Source organism: Kitasatospora sp. NPDC059646 (assembly GCF_042734615.1).
Taxonomy (GTDB): Bacteria; Actinomycetota; Actinomycetes; order Streptomycetales; family Streptomycetaceae; genus Kitasatospora.
The window spans coordinates 1-15,907 of record NZ_JBHWDS010000058.1 but is presented as its reverse complement, the minus strand read 5'-3'; the positions used below and the strand labels follow the sequence as shown (position 1 = coordinate 15,907).

The following is a 15,907-nucleotide window of genomic DNA, read 5'->3' as shown; positions in this document are numbered from 1 at the left end:
ACGACGCAGGGTGACCGCCACCGGTTCCACCGGCGGGCGGCGCGGCCGGATCCCGCCCGAAGGAGAGCCACTCCCATGCCCCACTCCGCGGCCGTCCCCTGGCACTGGTCGGCGCTGGTCGACACCTGGACCCTGGAGCCGGCGGTCGCCGCCCTCGCCGTCCTGCTGGCCGGCGGCTACCTGGCCGGCGCGCGCCGCCGCGGCGGCTGGCCCCGGTACCGCACGGCGGCGTTCCTGGGCGGGCTGGCGGTGTGGGTGTGGACCACCTGCTCGGGCCTCGGCGCGTACGAGCGGGTGCTGTTCACCGACCGCGCCGTCCAGCTGGTGCTGCTGCTGATGCTGGTCCCGCTGCTGCTGGCGCTCGGCGCCCCGGTCTCGCTGCTGGCGGAGACCCTGCCGCCGGCGGGCCGGGCCCGGCTGCGGGCGGCGCTCGGCGGACGGGCCTCCCGGGTGCTGATGTTCCCGCTGGTCTCGACGGTGCTGCTGATCGCCCCGCCGTGGCTGCTGTACTTCACGCCGTGGTACGGGACGACGCTCTCCAGCACCGCCGGGAACACCGGCTTCCACCTGCTGCTGGTGCTGCTCGGCCTGCTGTACTTCTGGCCGCGCCTCCAGCTGGACCCGGTGGCGCACGAGTACCCGCTGCTGATCGGTGTGGTGATCGGCTTCGTCGAGGTGGTGTTCGACGCGGCGCTGGCCCTGGTGCTGCTGTACGGCGGCCACGTGATCGCCGAGCCGTACTACGCCTCGCTGGCCCGCGACTGGGGCCCGTCGCTCGCCCGGGACCAGTTCGTCGGCGGCAACGCGATCTGGATCCTCGGCGACCTGGTCGGCCTGCCGTTCCTGGTCGCGCTGATCCGCCGGCTGATCGTCACCGGCCGGGCCGAGAACGCCGCCGTGGACGCGGCGCTGGACGCCGCCGAGCAGGCCCGCACGGCCGCCGCCGCGAGCGGCGGCGGACCCGCGGCGGACGGGCGCCCGTGGTGGCTGGACGACCCGAACCTGCGCCACCGCTACGGCGGCTGACCCGGCCCCGCCGGCGGGCGGGCGCGGGTGAGACGGACGTCACCCGCCGCGCCCGGGAATGGACCTCCCGCCGGCCGGGTTCCAACCGACGTACGCTGAAATACCCAGGGGGGTATCGATCAGAGAGGTTGGGCAGCATGACCGACGACTTCACCGCCACACTGACCGGCATCCCGTTCGCGGACGCCGCCGACCGGGTCCGCGCGGCGCTCGCCGAGCAGGGCTTCGGCGTGCTCACCGAGATCGACATGACGGCCACCCTGCGCGCCAAGCTCGGCGTCGAGCTGGAGGACTTCCTGGTCCTCGGCGCCTGCAACCCGCCGATCGCGCACCGCGCGCTGGAGGTGGACCGCCGGGTCGGCCTGCTGCTGCCGTGCAACGTGGTGCTGCGCGCCGTGGACGGCGCGGTGCGGGTCGAGGCCATGGACCCCCAGCTGATGATGCAGTTCACCGGCCGGCCCGAGCTCGCCGAGGTGGCCGACCAGGCCGCCGGCAGGCTGCGCGCCGCGCTGGCCGCGCTGAACGCCTGACCCCACTCCGGCGGGGGGCGTCCCCGGACGCCCCCGTTCGCCACGCTCCCCGACCCCCGCCTGCGTCCGCATATACCCCCCTAGGTATTACCCTTGGATCGGCGGACCTCCCGCCCGCTTGGAGAGAAACCCCGTGAACCGCTCCGCCCCCGCGCCGGCCGCCGCCATCGGCCCGGCCGCCGCAGCTCCGCCCCGGCCCGGGTTGCTCGGCCGCCTCGGCGTCTGGTCCGTCCACCACTTCAAGACCGTGCTGGCCGGCTGGCTGATCGTGGTGATCGGCCTCGGCGCCTTCGCCCCGCAGGTCACCTCCGCGCTGTCCGGCGCGGGCTGGCAGGCCAACGGCTCCGACTCGGTGAAGGTCCGCACCCTCGCCGAGGAGCACTTCGCGGGCAACGCCTCGTCCGCGATCCAGATCGTGGTCGCCGCCGACCGCCCCGTCACCGACCCCGCCGTGCAGCAGGTCGTCGACCGGGCCACCGCGCTGGCCGCCGCCGACTCCCGGATCTCCACCGTGATCCCGCCGCAGCCCGGCGCGACGATCAGCCAGGACGGCCGCACCGCCGTGCTGCTGGCCGGCGCGGCCGCCTCGCCGGACGACATGGTGCGCGCCGCCGACGACCTGAAGGAACCGCTGCACGCCCTGTCCGGCGGCGGCGTGGACGTCACCGCGACCGGCGCGTCCGTGCTGTGGAGCGACTTCAACACCGCCAACCACGACGCGATGATGAAGTCCGAGATCATGTCCTGGCCGGTGACGCTGGCCATCCTGGTGCTGGCGTTCGGCTCGCTGGTCGCCGCCGGACTCCCGCTGCTGCTGACCATGGCCGGCCTGGCCGCCTCGGCGGGCTCGCTGGTGCTGATCAGCCACCTGTTCCCGGTCTCCATCTGGGCGATGAACTTCGCCATGATGTTCGCCCTCGCGCTGGGCATCGACTACGCGCTGTTCCTGGTGGTCCGCTTCCGCAGCGCACGCATGGGCCGCTCGCTCGGCAGCGCCGGAGCGGTCGCCGAAACCATGGACACCGCCGGCAAGGCCGTCCTGCTGTCCGGCGCGACCGTCCTGGTCAGCCTGTCCGCGGTGATGCTGGTCCCGTCCCCCGCGTTCCGCTCGATGGCCGGCGGCATCATGCTCGCGGTGCTGTTCGTGCTCGGCGCGACCCTGACCCTGCTGCCCGCCGTCCTCGGCAAGCTCGGCCACCGCATCGACGCGCTGGCGCTGCCCTGGGTCAAGAGCGGCGAGCACCGCTCCCCGAAGTTCGCCGCCTGGGGCGAGCGGCTGTGGAAGCACCCGCTGCGCTGGGGCGCGCTCGCCCTGGTCGTGCTGGCGGCGCTGGCCGCACCGGTGATCGGACTGCGCACCGCGATGCCGTCGATCAACGTGCTGCCCGACGACGCCAGCGCCCGGACCGGCTACACCGCCGTCCAGCGGGCGTTCGGCGACGGCGCCCCCGGCACCCTGCAGATCCTCACCCCCACCGACCAGGCCGCGGCCACCGCGCAGGCCGTCGCCGGCACCCCCGGGATCGCCGGTGTGATGCCCGCGATGCCGGCCGCCGACGGCGCGAACTGGTCGATGATCCAGGCCGTCCCGTCCGTCGACCCGTCCGACCCGCAGCTGGGCCGCACCGTGGACGCGCTGCGCGCGGAGCTGCCCGACCACACCCTGGTCGGCGGCGCGGCGGTGGAGAACCTCGACCTGCAGCACCTGCTGACCGAGAAGACCCCGCTGGTGATCGGCGTCGTGATGGCACTGGGCTTCGTCCTGCTGCTGTTCGCGCTGCGCGCCCCGCTGATCGCGGCGCTCGGCACGGTCGCCAGCCTGCTGTCCACCGGCGCGGCGTTCGGCGTCGCCCGGCTGGTCTTCCAGGACGGCCACGGCGCCGGACTGCTCGGCTTCGAGCCGCAGGGCTTCCTGGACGGCTGGGCGCCGGTGTTCTTCTTCGCGATGATCTTCGCGATCGCGATGGACTACACCGTCTTCCTGCTGGCCTCCGCCAAGGAGCACTTCGAGCGCAGCGGCGACCCGAAGGAGGCGATGGTGGGCGCGCTGGCCCACTCCGGCCGGGTGATCTTCGCGGCGGCCGGCGTGATGGTCGCGGTGTTCTTCACCTTCGCCATCTCCGGTCCGCTGCCCCCGAAGGAGATGGGCATCGTCCTCGGCGTCGCCGTCCTGCTGGACGCCGCCCTGGTCCGCCTGGTCCTGCTCCCCGTGCTGCTCCGCCTGACCGGCCGCGCCGCCTGGCACACCCCCCGCTGGCTGGACCGCGTCCTGCCCAGGATTCCGTTCTCGCACTCCTGACCCACCCCCACCCCGGAAGGATCCACCACCATGTGTCGTCGCATCACCTGCAAGACCTGCAACAAGCCCTCGTACGCCGGCTGCGGCATGCACGTCGAGCAGGTCCTGGCGGGCATCCCGAAGTCCCAGCGCTGCTCCTGCACGGCGGCCGACAAGGCCGCGTCCGGCTCCTGGCTGAACCGCCTGTTCGGCCGAGGCTGACACCCCTCGCACCGAGCGCCCCCGCCCACCGTCAGGGCGGGGGCGCCCGCGCGTGCGGGGTCAGACCGGCGCGGCCTCCGTGCTGTCGGCGAGGACCCGCTCGACCATGGCCGGGTCGAGGGCGGCCCGGACCAGGGCGTCGGCCAGGCGGTGCAGGTCGGCGGGGTCGACCAGGGCGGCCAGTTCGGCCGGGTCGGCGGGCAGCCCGAGCCGCTCGGCGCCGGTGAGGGCGCGGGCGTCGAGGGCGGGCCGCAGGTGCGGCCAGACGGCCTGGGCCTCGCGGCAGAACGCGGCGGCGCCGGCCGGGCCGATGCCGGGGAAGCGCTGCAGCAGGGCCCGGGTCCGTTCGGGGCGCCCCTGTGCGGCGGCGGCGAGTTTTCGCAGGTCGCCCCCGTACTCGTCCTGGGTGAGCCGGGCGCACTCGCCGAGCCGGGTGGCGGTGCCGTCGGCGAAGTGCTGGTAGCGGCCGGCGATCAGCGCGTCCTTGCGCTGCTGCCAGTCGAGTTCCAGCGTGCCGGCGGGGGTGCCGGCGCCGGCCGCGACCAGCGAGGCGGTGCCGGTGACGGCGATGTCGGCCTGGATGCGGGCCGAGACCAGGTTGCTGAGCATCAGCAGCTGCCAGAGTTCGGCGGGCCGGTCGGCGATGTCGATGCCCGCCTGTTCGGCCAGCGTCGTTCCCGCCTCCGCCACCAGCACTGCCACCCGCCGTCGTGCGTCCATACCGGCCTCCCTCAGTCGCTTCGCTGACGAACCGTCAGCCTCCGGGCCGACGGTACGCGGAGCGGGGCCCGGGCCGCCCGCACCACGCCGCACGGGGTTCAGGCCAGCAGCGCGGCGACCTCGCTCAGCGACCGGACCCGGGGCACGGCGGCGCCCGCCCCGGTGGGCTCGCGCTCCAGCCAGATGCCGAGCAGGCCAGCCTCGGCGGCGGCCTGTGCGTCCACGTCCAGCCGGTCGCCGACGTAGGCGGCGCGCCCGGGGGCGACGCCGAGGGCGCGGCAGGCCAGGTGGAAGATCTGCGGGTCCGGCTTGGCGCAGCCGGCCTCGGCGGAGGCGGTGGTGTGCGCGGCCAGCGCGCCGAGGCCGACGGCGTGCAGCTTCTGCCGCTGCAGGTCGCCCTCGCCGTTGGTGATCACTCCGAGCCGCCGGTCGGCGCCCAGTTCCCGTACGGCGCGCGGCACTTCGGGGTAGGCGCGCCAGGACCGGCGGTAGCGGCGCAGGTAGCCGGCGAACCAGGCGTCGGCCCGCTCGTCGGGCCACTCCCCCAGGCCGAGGTGGCGGGCCAGGGCGGCCGCCCGGACCCGGCGCATCTGCTGCACCGTCAGTTCGCCGCTCAGGTACCGGTCGTACTCGCGCTCCTCCAGCTCGCGCCAGAAGCGCAGCACCCCGTCCCGGTCCAGCGGCCGCCCGGCGAGTTCGGCGGCCGCTCCGGCGAGCACGGCCGCCTCGGCGGCGCCGTCATGGTCCAGCAGCGTGCCGTCGAGGTCGAACAGCACCACCTCGATCCGCATCCCGCCGCTCCTCGGCCGTCCCGTTCGGAACGCTCAGCCTACCCGCGTCACCAGGGGCCGGCGGGTTCGCTGCCCCTGGTCTGGAGGACGCCCTCCAGTTCCAGCACGGCCGCCAGCAGCGCCCCCGGCCGGCGGGCGCCGTTGTGGAACGCGGGGTGGGCCTCGACCTCGACGGCGACGGGCCGTTGCCCGCTGCCGCTCGGGCGCACCCGGACGGCGAACGCCTGGTGCCCGGAGACGGCGAAGTGCAGGCGCAGCACGCCCTCCTCGGCGCGGGCCGCCCAGCGGGCCGCGCGGTAACCGGCCCGGTAGCGGTTCCACTGCTCCTCGGTGAAGTGCAGCCCGTCCGGGACGGGCTGGGGCCGGGGCAGCCGCATCGGGGTGAGGTGCGGCAGCGCGGGCGGGATGCTGCCGGGGTCGGGGAACGCCCAGTCGGGCAGCGGTTCGCGGGCGGCCAGCCAGGCGGCGGGGATGCCGCCGGTGCCGGTGCGGGCGGCGACCACGCCGCCGGTGATCGCGGCGACGGTGTCCATGTCGCCGCCGGCACTGATCGCGGAGCGGACCGCGGTCGGGTAGTCGTCGAGCCAGCGGGCCGCGCACCACAGCGCGAACGGCACGGTGTCGACGGCGCTGGTGCGGCTGCCGTTGCCGAGCACGGCCGCGACCTCGCGGGCGTCGGAGCGGTCGAGCAGGGACCGGGCCCGGTGCAGGCCGTCGCGGACGGCGCCGTACGGGGTGAACCGGGCGACGGCGCTCAACCAGCGTTCGGCGCCGAGCGGTTCGGTGCGGCAGCGCACCGCGTGGGCGGCGGCGACGGCCACCGCGATCGCGCCGTCCACGGCGTCCGGGTGGGTGTGGGTGATCACGGCGGTGGCGGCGGCGGGGCCGACCGCGGCCGCCGGGTCGTCGGCGTGGGCGGCGCCGAGCGGCGCCACCCGCATGGCCGCGCCGTTGCCGAACGAGCCCTGCCCGTCGAAGAGTTCGGCGGCCAGCCGGCGGGCGTCGCCGCCCTCCCGGATCAGCCGCAGCAGGCGGTTCGCGGCGGGCCCGTAGCCGCGGTCGAAGTCGTGGCGGACGGCGAACGCGTGGGTGAGGTCGTAGCTGTCGACGGCGCCGCGTTCGACCTGGGCGGCGTACACCGAGCAGGCCATCTCGGTGTCGTCGGTCCACGGCCACGGGCCGGGCGGTTCGGTGCGCGCGGAGAAGTGGGCGCGGGCGGTCTCGGGGACGAAGAACTGGGCGCCGAGGGCGTCGCCGACGGAGAGGCCCTGGAGCGAGTCGAGCGCGGGCCCGGCGTGCGAAACGGGAACGTTCATACGGCCACTACCGAAGCGCGCGGGGTGCTGCCGCGTCAAGTCGTATTCGCCGGAGGACACTTCCCCTGCCGGCGCGGCGCGCCGGGCGCGATCACACCGCGCGGCGGCTCCGCGGGCGGCGGGCCGGGACCGCCCGACGGGGCGCACCGTCCGGCTCGGCTCACCGTCCCGGCCGGGGCCACCCACTGAACTCCGCCCGGCCGCTGAACTCGCTGAACTGCCGCCGCGCCGCGCCGTCCCGGGGCAGCGGCCTGCGATGATCGGACGCAGCGTTCAGGAAAGGGGCTCCGATGATCGGCGCGGTTCTGGTGGTGGTGCTGCTGCTCGTGGTGGGCGGCTGCGGCTGTGTGGTGTGGGCCGAGCGCGGCGGGCCCGGCTGGGTCCGGGCGGTGGCCCGGGTGACGCTCGTCGCGGGCGAGCTGGTCCGGCGGGACGCCCGCCGCCGCCGGATCGAGGACCGTCGCCGGCTCCTCGACTCCGGTTCCGGCGACGCCGGCTGACGGTGCGTCAGTCGGCCAGTCCCAGCGGGTCGGGGGCCTCGGCGAGCAGCTGAGGACCGTTCTCGGCGACCCGGTTGACGGCGGTGGGCACCGCCCGGACCCGGATGTTGCCGTCGGCGGGGCGGTGCAGCAGGTGGTGCAGCTCGGCCCGGTCGGTGTGCGCCGGGTCGAGCCAGCCGTCCAGGTCCTCGCGGGCGATGGTGAGCGGCATCCGGTCGTGCACCCGCCCCGCCCGGTCGGCGGCGTCGGTGGTCAGGATGGTCGCGGTCGCCAGCCAGGCCGCCGGGTCGTCCTCCGGCAGGCTCGCGTCCCGCCAGAACTCGTACAGCCCGGCCATCAGCATCAGCTCGCCGGTGCTCAGGTAGTACGGCTGCTTGTACGCCTTGCGCCCGTCCCCCGCCGGGACGGGCCGCCACTCGTAGTAGCCGTCGGCGGGGACGACGCAGCGCCGCGCGGCGAACGCCTTGCGGAAGGCCGGCTTCTGGTCGACGGTCTCCGAGCGGGCGTTGATCAGCCGCGCCGCGCCGGACCGGTCCTTCGCCCAGGACGGCACCAGGCCCCAGCGCAGCGGCCGCAGTTGGCGCACCACCTCGCCGGTGTCGTGGTCGACCCGCTCCAGCACCGCCGGGACCGGGTCGGTCGGCGCGACGTTCCAGCTCGGCGCGAGCGCCTCGGTGGGGTCCCAGCGCGCGACGTCGAGCAGGGCGACCAGGTCACCGGGTTCGGTGGTGGAGACGAAACGACCGCACATGCGCCCCACCCTGCCACCGAACCCCGACAACCGCACGCACCCCACGCGGCGCCCCGGTGGTTCAGGAGTAGAAGTTCCGGTCCCAGCGGTGCCCGGCCAGGATCTTCAACTCGCCCTCGGACAGCGGCACTCCGTCCCCGACGGCGGCGTTGCGCTCGACGTTGCGCACCGTGCGCATCCCCGGGATCACGGTGGACACCGCCGGGGTGCTGAGCACGAACCGCAGCGCCGCCTCGGCCAGCCCGTCGGCGCCGATGCCCAGGTCCGCGGCGATCGCGGCGGCCCGCCGCTCCACCTCGGCCAGCCGGTCGCCGCGGAAGTAGCGCTGCCGGAAGTCGCCGTCCGGGAACACCGTGTCGGCGGTGAGCCGCCCGGTCAGGCCGCCCTCGTCGAGGGCCACCCGGACGATCACCCCGACGCCGTGCTGCTCGCAGGCCGGGAACAGCTCCTCCAGCGGCGACTGGTCGAACACGTTGAAGATCACCTGCACCGCGTCGACCGCGCCGCTGCGCACCAACTCGACGGCGGTGTGCGGCTCGTGGTCGTTGATCGACACGCCGAACAGGCCGATCAGTCCCTCCTGCTTCAGCTGGGCGACGGTCTCCAGCCAGTCGCCGCGGCCCATCCACTCGTCGTGCCAGACGTGGAACTGCACCAGGTCGAACCGCTCCAGACCGCTGACCCGCAGCGAGGTCTGCACGCTCTCCCGGATGTGCGCGCCCGGGAACGCCTCCGCTGGATCCACCCCGGCCCGGGCCGGCCACTGCCGGTTCAACGGCGGCACCTTGGTCGCCACCCGCACCTGCTGCCCGGCCGCGGCCCGCTCCCGCACCACCTGCCCGACCAGCCGCTCGCTCTCCCCGTAGCCGCGCGCGGTGTCCACGAAGTTCACCCCCAGGTCGATGGCCCGGTGCAGCGCCGCCAGCGACTCGTCCTCGCGCGCCCCGATCCATCCCGAGGCGCCGATCCCCCAGGCACCGAAGCCGACCTCGGAGACCTCGATCCCGCTGCGCCCCAACGTCCGGTACTGCATGGGCCGTTCCTCCCGGTGTCCGTGGCTGGTGTGTCCTCCGCCCGCGACGATAGGCGGCCCGGCCGCCCGGGCGCCAGAGCCTCCCGGGTCCGGTGGCGGACAGCTGCCCCGCACCCGGACCACCCCGCCCGACCTGGGCGGGGCTACACTCCGCGCCATGACCGACCGACCGCCGACGGCCGCGCTGGGCCCCTACTTCGCCACCCGCACCGGCGCCCCGCCCGCCGGGTTCCGGCCGCTGCACGAACTGTCCGCCCCGGACGGCCCGTTGGCGGGGCGGATCGACGAGGTCGCCCGCGTGCTGCGGACGGACGAGGCGCGGGTCGCCGCGTCCACCGCGCACCTGGGACTGGCGGCCCGCCTCTGGTCGGTCGCCCTCGGCACGGCCGTCACCACCGGGCGGCTGCCCGACCTGGACGGCGCCCGGTTCACCCTGCCGCCGCAGGGGCCGTTCGACCTGTGGCTGCCCGACCGGCCCGGCCCGGAGGCGTCGGCCGCCGCCCTGCACGCGCTGGTGATGGACCGTCACCTGCACCCGCTCGCCGACGCCGTCCGCGCCCGCACCCCGCTCTCGGCCGGCCTGCTGGCCGGCAACGCCGCGTCCGCGCTGGTCGGCGCCGCCCGCCGGCTCGGCACCGTCCCGGCGCTGCGCGCCCCCGCAGCCGCCCTGGCCCGCGCCCTCCTCGCCTTCCCCGACCTCTCCCCCGCCGGCGAGGCCACCCCGCCGCCCCGGCCGCTGGCCTTCCGGCGCGCCTCCTGCTGCCTCTACTACCGCACCCCCGCCGGCGGCCTCTGCGGCGACTGCGTCTTCACCCGCGCCCCGAAGTCCGGCCGCCGAGCGGGCGGTTGACGCCGCCGGCCGGCGCGGCGGGGTCCGGGCTCAGGCGGCGACGGCCTTCGCCACCAGGGCGCTGATCCGGTCGACCGCCGCTGCCGGGCCCGGGAAGAAGCGGTTCCTGGTCAGGGCGAAGGCGGTGCCCGTCGCGGTGTCGGCCCAGGCCGCGCTGCCGCCCATGCCGGGCATGCCGAAGACGGTCAGGGTCTGCAGCGGGTCCGCGCCGGGGCGGCCGAGGTTGTAGCCGAGGGCGCGGGGGGCCGGGAACCCCACCATCCGGTCGATGTCGGCGGTGGCCAGGGCGGTGGCCTCCCGCAGCCGTTCGGCCGGGAGCAGCCGGACGCCGTCCACCTCGCCGAGCAGCGCCGCGTACATCCGGGCCACCGCGCGGGCGGTCATCGTGCCGCCGGACGGGATGTCGGCGGTGAGCACCGCGGGGTCGTTGCCGTAGGCGGCGGACGGGGTCACGGCGGGCGGGGCGGCCTTGAACAGCGGCAGGTCGGCGGGCATCGCGGCCAGCATCTCGGCGGTGCCGGGCGCGTCCTCCAGCCTGGCGAGCCGTCCGAGCTCGGACTCCGGTACGCCGAAGTACAGTTCGTCGGCGACGCCGAGCGGCGTGGCCACCTCCTCGCGCAGCACCTGGGAGATCGGCCGCCCGGTGGCCCGGCGGACGATCTCGCCGAGCACGTAGCCCCAGGTCACCGCGTGGTAGCCGGACGCGGTGCCGGGCTCCCACCAGGGGACGGAGTCGGCGATCAGCGCGCACATCCCGTCCCAGTCGGCCAGGTCCGGCACCGTCAGGTCGGCGGGCACGGCGGGGACGCCGATCGAGTGCGTCAGCGCGTGCCGGAGGGTCGCGCCGCCCTTGCCGTGGGCGCCGAACTCCGGCCACAGGTCGACGATCGGCTCGTCGTAGGCGAGGACGCCGCGCTCCACCAGGACGTGCACGACGGTCGCCGTCACGCCCTTGCCGGTGGAGGCGCTGAAGAACGGGGTGTCCGAGGTGACCGGCCGGCCGGTGCCCGGGTCGGCGAGGCCCGCGACCGCGTCCACCACCAGTTCGCCGTGCCGGTGGACCGCCACCTGGATGCCCAGCTCCTCCCCGGACTCCACCAGTTCGTCGATGACCTGCTGAACCTGCTGCTGCACGGCTGTCGCGCCCTTCCCGCTGCTCGGCGGCGCCCCCGGTGGGCGCCGCTCGTCCGACGGTCGGAGCCGGGGCACGGTTCTCGACATCCGCCGCGGCGGAATTTCTCAGCCCCGGCCGTGCCGGGCGGCGAGCTGGGCGGTGAGGACGGCGGGCGCCTCGGCGAGCGAGGGGCCGTACCAGGTGAGGTGGCGGCCGCTCAGCAGGGCGTACGGGAGGTCCGGGAAGGCGTCGGGGCCGTCGGTGGCGGTGAAGCGGTAGGGCTCGTCGGGGAGGGCGAGGAACTCGGCTCCGGCGGCGCGGAGTTCGGGCAGTGGCACGCGCGGGTACCGGCCGGCGTGTCCGGCCGTCAGGACGGTGACGCCCAGGCGGCGGAGCAGGTCGGCGGCGAAGGTGTCCGGACCGAGGACCATCCACGGCCGCCGCCAGATCGGCGCCACCGCGCCCGCCGGGGCCGTCGGCGCCGGCACGGCGTCCCAGGCCGCCCGAGCGGCCGCCAGCCAGTCCGGCTCCGGCAGTCGGCAGGCGTGGGCCAGCAGCCGGTGCAGCGAGCGGAGGGCCTGGTCGAGGTCTCGGACCCGGGTCGTCCACACGGCCGCGCCGCCGGCCCGCAGCGCGGCGAGGTCGGGGGCCCGGTTCTCCTCCTCGTTGGCGATCACCAGGTCGGGGCGGAGCGCGAGGATCCGCGGCACGTCGGGGTTCTTGGTGCCGCCGATCCGGGGGACGTCGAGGCCGGCGGGGTGGGTGCACCAGTCGGTGGCGCCGACCAGCAGCCCGGGGGCGGTGACGGCGACGGCCTCGGTGAGCGAGGGGACCAGCGAGACGATCCGGCGGACCTCGCCGAGCCGTACCGGGTGTCCTTCGTCGTCCGTCAACTCGCGTTCCGCGCCCATGACTCCACGCTACCGCCCGGGCCGGCGGGCCCCGGCGCGCACCGACCCCGCCCCGGCCGGCCCGGCCGGGGCCGGACGGGCTGCGGGCCCGTTTCAAACCGGCCGCAGAGCCACTGGAGCGTATACGGAGCAAAACCGGCGTCCTGGTGATGCCGACCCCCGACGGCTGACCTAACGTGACTCTCGGCCCCGGCGTTCCGGGGCGAATCCGCAGGTGGGCCCCCTGTCGAACTCCCTCCCCGAGCAGTAGTCCTGCTTCAGCGAAAGTGGAATGACATGGCATTCGGAAAGATGCTCGCCGCCGTCGGCACCGCCACGGCGCTGGCCTTCACCGCCGTCGGCACGGTCGGCTCCGTCGCGTACGCCAACACCACGGCCACGCCCGCCGACACCGCGATCAAGCCCGTCGGCACCGCGATCAAGCCCGTCGCGACGGACCACGTGCCGGCGATGGCCGAGGCGCCCGCGATGGGCGGGGCCGCGGTCGTGCCCGTGGTGGCGAACAACGCGTCCGCGACCGGCGAGACCGTGGTCGAGGCCTCGGTCACCATGGCCAGGCCGTCCAACCTGCCGACCGTGCACTCCGACGGGTCGGTCACGAGCATCAAGCCGCTGGACCTCACCTGCGGGAACTTCTCGTTCAGCGGGGCCAGCTTCACCGAGACCTGCAACGGCTCGCTCTGGCAGCCGTTCGTGGACTGTTCCGACGGCAACCGGTACGTGTCGACCGTCGAGTTCTCCGGCCTGTTCCGCGTGCGCCTGACCTGCCCGGTCGGCGTGGCGGTCGCCGGCGGCGCCTACGACCTGTCGTAGCCGCCGACGGCCCGCTCGACGTCGACTGCGCCGCCCGTGGCGCCCGTTGACGCGAGCGGTGCGTCCGGGCCGTCGGTGCTGCCCCCTCCGGGGCGGCGCCGGCGGCCCGGCCGCATGTTCCCCGCCCGGGCCCGGCCCTACCGGGGCGGCCTCACTCCAGCGGGTCGCGCACCACCTCGGGCAGGTGCAGCACCGCCTGCAGCGCGATGTACAACTCGGCGGAGTCCAGCCGCCGTTCGAACGACCGCCCGGAGAGCTGCTCGATCCGGCGCAGTCGGTAGCGGACGGTGTTGGGGTGGCAGTACAGCAGCTTGGCGGCCTTGTCCGCGGAGCCGTCCACGGCGAACCAGGTGGACATGGTGGTGAGCAGTTGCTCCCGCTGGCTCTCGGGGAGTTCGATGACGGGGCCGAGCACCTGGTTGCCGATCCGGGACGCGGTGGACGGCGCGGAGGCGACCAGCATCGGCAGCGGGTTGGCGTCGAACAGGGTGACCGTCTCGTCCGGGCGGGCGGAGCTGGCCAGCGCGACCTGGGCGAGGTGCAGGGCCTGCGGGGTCTGGTCGAGGCGGGTGTAGCAGGGGCTGACGCCGGCCCGGCGGACGGTCTGCTGCCGGAGCGTGTCGACGAGTTGGTCGATCGCGGCGGCGGCCCGCATCGAGACGATGCCGATGTGCGCGTCGGGGGTGAGCCGCCAGGCGGAGCCCATGTCGTGTTCGCGCAGCGTCGGTTCGATGTCGGGCAGCGCCTGCCGGGCGAGTCCGGGGGCGTGCGCGACGACCACGGCGAAGGTGCCGTCGTACGGGAGGGTGAGCATGTCGGCGGCCTCCAGCACGGAGCCGGGGTTGCCCATGCCGCCGCGCAGCACCACGTCCACCAGGGCCGAGCGCTCCTGGTCCCGACGGACCATCAGCAGGGCGGTGGCCCGGTTGAAGGCGTTCATCATGGCGGTGGTGGACTCCTCGTTGAACCGCCAGACGTCGGTGGCCATCTGCACCAGTTCCTCGCTGGTGGCGAGGCCGTGCCGGAGCGACTCGGCGGCCATGGTCTCCCACAGGTGGGCGAAGCCGATCCGGAACGCGGACTGCACGGCGGCCAGCGGCATGCCCTGCTCGGCGCGCAGCCGTCCGGTGCGCCGGGGGGCCTCCAGACTGAGCCCCTCCTCGTGGGCCAGCCGGCGCAGGGTGAACTCGATGTTGCTGCGGACGGATTCGCTGAGGTCGCCGGCGGGCAGCGGCCCGGCGGAGCGGTAGACGCTCATGTTGTCGCGGATCCGCCGGACCGTTTCCTCGGTCAGCCACGGGAGTCGTTCCAGCAGGTGGCCGGCCAGTCGCGCGGCGGAATCCACCGGCGCGTCGGTGAGTCGGGTGCCCATGCGGTGAGCCTAGGCGGCGCACAGCGGCGCGTTCGCTCGGCGCGGGGGCGCGGGAGGAGGCGGGCACGCCCTCAAGTGCCACGACGGGCGACCGCCGCACGGACGTTCCACGGGTGAGCGCCGCGCCCCGGATTGACCGTGCGTCAGGCGGTCGGCTCAACGTTTTGTTGCGGCCCACAGGCGGAGCGGGCCGGGGCTGTCGGCCGCGACAGCGTTGGTGTTCCGGGGCGCGTCGGCCGCGCCGGGCGGCCCTACGCTCGGTGCAGTCCCGCCCGGAGCCGCCGGCGCGGTCCGAGTGGAAAGGCACGCGCGATGGAGAGCCCCACCGAGCTGCGCCTCGATCTGGTGATGGATCTGCTGCTGTCGCCGGAGGAGGCCTTCCCGGTCCCGGCGCGGCTGCGGTACTCCGTCGACGACCCCTACGCGGTGCACATCGCGTTCCACGTCGACGCGGCGCGGCCGATCGGCTGGTACTTCGCCCGGGACCTGCTGGTGCAGGGCCTGCTGCGGCCCACCGGCCTGGGCGACGTCCGGATCTGGCCGACCGCCGCGGACGGCCGCCGCAGCGTCACCCTGATGCTCTGCTCCCCCGACGGGGACGCCTTCCTGCAGGCCCCGGCGGCCCCGCTGGCCGCCTGGGCCCGGCACACGCTGCGCCTGGTCCCGCCGGGCGGCGCGGCCGAGCGGGCCCGGGTGGACCGGGCGCTCGACGCCCTGTTCGCCGCCAACGCCGCACCGGACGCCTGACGCCGCCGACCCGCCCGCCCGCCGGGGTTCCTGACTGCCCGTCGGCGCACCGGCCGGCCGCAGCCCGGGTGCGGGTTCCGTCGTCGGTCAGCAGTCCTGGTAGGCCGTGCAGACGGGCTTGGCGAGTGCGCTCAGGACGGCGCTGTCGGCGGGCGCGGACCAGGCGGTCCTCGGGTGGCCGCCCTTGGCGACCCGGGTGTGCAGGGTGAGTTCGACCAGCGCGCCGCCGGAGGTGGTCAGGTACTCGTGGACCTGCACGGCGCCGCCGTCGGGCTGCGGGACCGTCACGGTCGCCACCAGGTACTCGCTGTCGTCGCCGGTGATCTCGGCCTTCGCCCCCGGCGCGGTGGCGGCGCAGTTCCGCACCTCGTCCTTGACCGCGCCGAGCAGGCCGAACGCGGACTGCGCGGCCGCGCTGCTCTTGGCGGCGTCGCCGAAGCTGACGATGCTCTGGTCGGCCTTCCAGTCGCCGTCCGCGCCGCCCAGCGAGGCGGTGTCCAGGCCGGGGACGGTGTCCGTCCAGTCGGCGGAGCGCTTGCCGTGGCAGAGCTGCTCGATCAGGAACTGGCCCTTCGCGCCCAGGCTCTTCGCCGACGGCGCGGGCGCCGTCCAGTGCAGCGCCGCGTTCAGCGGCACCTGCTGGGGCGCGATCCAGGCCGCCGGCGGCACCGCCGAGCCCTTCCCGCCGGCCGTCCCGCCGCCGGTCGCGGTCGGTGCGGGCGCCGGCCCGGACGCCGCGCCGCCGGACGACGGCGTGCCGGAGGCGGCGGGCGGTGCGGCGGCGGAGGTCTTCGCGCCGGAGCCGCCGTCCGCCCCGTCGGGGTCGCAGGCGGTCAGGACGGCGACGGCGGACAGGCAGGCCGCCGCGGCGGCGAGGCGGAGCGGGCGCACGTGGATCCCCGGGTTGTGGACGGACGGTGGAGGGGGCGGAGC

At 75.6% G+C, this 15,907-nt stretch carries 16 protein-coding genes and 1 pseudogene; 8 read left to right on the top strand and 9 right to left on the bottom strand.

Translation table 11 applies throughout. The features are described from left to right. Positions 1 to 75: 75 nt before the first annotated feature. The 4 genes from ACFV1L_RS30550 (at position 76) to ACFV1L_RS30535 (ending at position 4,056) form a co-directional block, all read left to right on the top strand. A complete protein-coding gene (locus ACFV1L_RS30550) occupies positions 76 to 1,026 on the top strand; it encodes a cytochrome c oxidase assembly protein (protein WP_380371968.1) in 951 nt (316 codons plus the stop codon). A gap of 137 nt (positions 1,027 to 1,163) precedes the next feature. After that, a complete protein-coding gene (locus ACFV1L_RS30545; RefSeq protein ID WP_380371966.1) occupies positions 1,164 to 1,556 on the top strand; it encodes a DUF302 domain-containing protein in 393 nt (130 codons plus the stop codon). 133 nt (positions 1,557 to 1,689) lie between these two features. Continuing rightward, positions 1,690 to 3,855, top strand: a complete 2,166-nt coding sequence (locus tag ACFV1L_RS30540) for an MMPL family transporter (protein WP_380371963.1) — start codon at positions 1,690 to 1,692, stop codon at positions 3,853 to 3,855. Between the two features lie 30 nt (positions 3,856 to 3,885). Continuing rightward, a complete protein-coding gene (locus ACFV1L_RS30535) occupies positions 3,886 to 4,056 on the top strand; it encodes a hypothetical protein (RefSeq protein ID WP_380371960.1) in 171 nt (56 codons plus the stop codon). A gap of 60 nt (positions 4,057 to 4,116) precedes the next feature. Here ACFV1L_RS30535 and ACFV1L_RS30530 read toward each other — a convergent pair whose 3' ends face one another. The 3 genes from ACFV1L_RS30530 to ACFV1L_RS30520 all read right to left on the bottom strand — a co-directional run bounded on the left by ACFV1L_RS30530 (position 4,117) and on the right by ACFV1L_RS30520 (position 6,883). Then, complete coding sequence (locus ACFV1L_RS30530) at positions 4,117 to 4,776, bottom strand: endonuclease (RefSeq protein WP_380371957.1); 660 nt, start codon at positions 4,774 to 4,776, stop codon at positions 4,117 to 4,119. Positions 4,777 to 4,874: 98 nt separating this feature from the next. Continuing rightward, complete coding sequence (locus ACFV1L_RS30525; RefSeq protein ID WP_380371955.1) at positions 4,875 to 5,567, bottom strand: HAD family hydrolase; 693 nt, start codon at positions 5,565 to 5,567, stop codon at positions 4,875 to 4,877. Positions 5,568 to 5,614: 47 nt separating this feature from the next. Further along, entirely contained in the window at positions 5,615 to 6,883 is a 1,269-nt protein-coding gene (locus ACFV1L_RS30520; RefSeq protein WP_380371952.1) for an ADP-ribosylglycohydrolase family protein, read from the bottom strand. A 290-nt stretch (positions 6,884 to 7,173) separates the two neighbouring features. Here ACFV1L_RS30520 and ACFV1L_RS30515 point away from each other — a divergent pair, with 290 nt between their 5' ends. Next, positions 7,174 to 7,383: a hypothetical protein gene (locus ACFV1L_RS30515; protein WP_380371949.1), complete on the top strand. Its 210-nt coding sequence runs from the start codon at positions 7,174 to 7,176 to the stop codon at positions 7,381 to 7,383. A gap of 7 nt (positions 7,384 to 7,390) precedes the next feature. On the opposite strand, the gene ACFV1L_RS30510 is transcribed toward ACFV1L_RS30515, so the two are convergent. Beyond that, positions 7,391 to 8,134, bottom strand: a complete 744-nt coding sequence (locus tag ACFV1L_RS30510) for an SOS response-associated peptidase (protein WP_380371947.1) — start codon at positions 8,132 to 8,134, stop codon at positions 7,391 to 7,393. Positions 8,135 to 8,195: 61 nt separating this feature from the next. Then, on the bottom strand, positions 8,196 to 9,167 hold the full coding sequence (locus ACFV1L_RS30505) for an aldo/keto reductase (protein ID WP_380371944.1): 972 nt from the start codon (positions 9,165 to 9,167) through the stop codon (positions 8,196 to 8,198). Between the two features lie 157 nt (positions 9,168 to 9,324). Here ACFV1L_RS30505 and ACFV1L_RS30500 point away from each other — a divergent pair, with 157 nt between their 5' ends. Further along, complete coding sequence (locus ACFV1L_RS30500) at positions 9,325 to 10,017, top strand: (2Fe-2S)-binding protein (protein WP_380371942.1); 693 nt, start codon at positions 9,325 to 9,327, stop codon at positions 10,015 to 10,017. 30 nt (positions 10,018 to 10,047) lie between these two features. On the opposite strand, the gene ACFV1L_RS30495 is transcribed toward ACFV1L_RS30500, so the two are convergent. After that, the gene (locus tag ACFV1L_RS30495; RefSeq protein ID WP_380371939.1) at positions 10,048 to 11,151 is read right to left on the bottom strand and encodes a serine hydrolase domain-containing protein; all 1,104 of its coding nucleotides are present in this window, start codon (positions 11,149 to 11,151) and stop codon (positions 10,048 to 10,050) included. Between the two features lie 105 nt (positions 11,152 to 11,256). Next, positions 11,257 to 12,042, bottom strand: a complete 786-nt coding sequence (locus ACFV1L_RS30490) for a helical backbone metal receptor (RefSeq protein WP_380371936.1) — start codon at positions 12,040 to 12,042, stop codon at positions 11,257 to 11,259. A gap of 276 nt (positions 12,043 to 12,318) precedes the next feature. Between ACFV1L_RS30490 and ACFV1L_RS30485 the strand changes: the two genes are divergently transcribed. Next, the gene (locus ACFV1L_RS30485; RefSeq protein WP_380371933.1) at positions 12,319 to 12,855 is read left to right on the top strand and encodes a hypothetical protein; all 537 of its coding nucleotides are present in this window, start codon (positions 12,319 to 12,321) and stop codon (positions 12,853 to 12,855) included. A 151-nt stretch (positions 12,856 to 13,006) separates the two neighbouring features. Here ACFV1L_RS30485 and ACFV1L_RS30480 read toward each other — a convergent pair whose 3' ends face one another. After that, positions 13,007 to 14,227 carry a PucR family transcriptional regulator gene (locus ACFV1L_RS30480; RefSeq protein WP_380371930.1) on the bottom strand — a complete coding sequence of 407 codons (1,221 nt, stop codon included), beginning with the start codon at positions 14,225 to 14,227 and terminating at the stop codon, positions 13,007 to 13,009. 312 nt (positions 14,228 to 14,539) lie between these two features. Between ACFV1L_RS30480 and ACFV1L_RS30475 the strand changes: the two genes are divergently transcribed. Continuing rightward, complete coding sequence (locus ACFV1L_RS30475) at positions 14,540 to 14,974, top strand: SsgA family sporulation/cell division regulator (protein ID WP_380371928.1); 435 nt, start codon at positions 14,540 to 14,542, stop codon at positions 14,972 to 14,974. Positions 14,975 to 15,061: 87 nt separating this feature from the next. On the opposite strand, the pseudogene ACFV1L_RS30470 reads toward ACFV1L_RS30475, so the two are convergent. Then, a pseudogene (locus tag ACFV1L_RS30470) lies at positions 15,062 to 15,907 on the bottom strand (hypothetical protein); the annotation flags it as partial.

Bases quoted from the DNA above. Each gene is read 5' to 3' on its own strand.
- ACFV1L_RS30550 (WP_380371968.1), top strand. From the start codon at position 76: ATGCCCCACTCCGCGGCCGTCCCCTGGCACTGGTCGGCGCTGGTCGAC.
- ACFV1L_RS30545 (WP_380371966.1), top strand. From the start codon at position 1,164: ATGACCGACGACTTCACCGCCACACTGACCGGCATCCCGTTCGCGGAC.
- ACFV1L_RS30535 (WP_380371960.1), top strand. From the start codon at position 3,886: ATGTGTCGTCGCATCACCTGCAAGACCTGCAACAAGCCCTCGTACGCC.
- ACFV1L_RS30530 (WP_380371957.1), bottom strand. From the start codon at position 4,776: ATGGACGCACGACGGCGGGTGGCAGTGCTGGTGGCGGAGGCGGGAACG.
- ACFV1L_RS30525 (WP_380371955.1), bottom strand. From the start codon at position 5,567: ATGCGGATCGAGGTGGTGCTGTTCGACCTCGACGGCACGCTGCTGGAC.
- ACFV1L_RS30520 (WP_380371952.1), bottom strand. From the start codon at position 6,883: ATGAACGTTCCCGTTTCGCACGCCGGGCCCGCGCTCGACTCGCTCCAG.
- ACFV1L_RS30515 (WP_380371949.1), top strand. From the start codon at position 7,174: ATGATCGGCGCGGTTCTGGTGGTGGTGCTGCTGCTCGTGGTGGGCGGC.
- ACFV1L_RS30510 (WP_380371947.1), bottom strand. From the start codon at position 8,134: ATGTGCGGTCGTTTCGTCTCCACCACCGAACCCGGTGACCTGGTCGCC.
- ACFV1L_RS30505 (WP_380371944.1), bottom strand. From the start codon at position 9,167: ATGCAGTACCGGACGTTGGGGCGCAGCGGGATCGAGGTCTCCGAGGTC.
- ACFV1L_RS30500 (WP_380371942.1), top strand. From the start codon at position 9,325: ATGACCGACCGACCGCCGACGGCCGCGCTGGGCCCCTACTTCGCCACC.
- ACFV1L_RS30490 (WP_380371936.1), bottom strand. From the start codon at position 12,042: ATGGGCGCGGAACGCGAGTTGACGGACGACGAAGGACACCCGGTACGG.
- ACFV1L_RS30485 (WP_380371933.1), top strand. From the start codon at position 12,319: ATGGCATTCGGAAAGATGCTCGCCGCCGTCGGCACCGCCACGGCGCTG.
- ACFV1L_RS30480 (WP_380371930.1), bottom strand. From the start codon at position 14,227: ATGGGCACCCGACTCACCGACGCGCCGGTGGATTCCGCCGCGCGACTG.
- ACFV1L_RS30475 (WP_380371928.1), top strand. From the start codon at position 14,540: ATGGAGAGCCCCACCGAGCTGCGCCTCGATCTGGTGATGGATCTGCTG.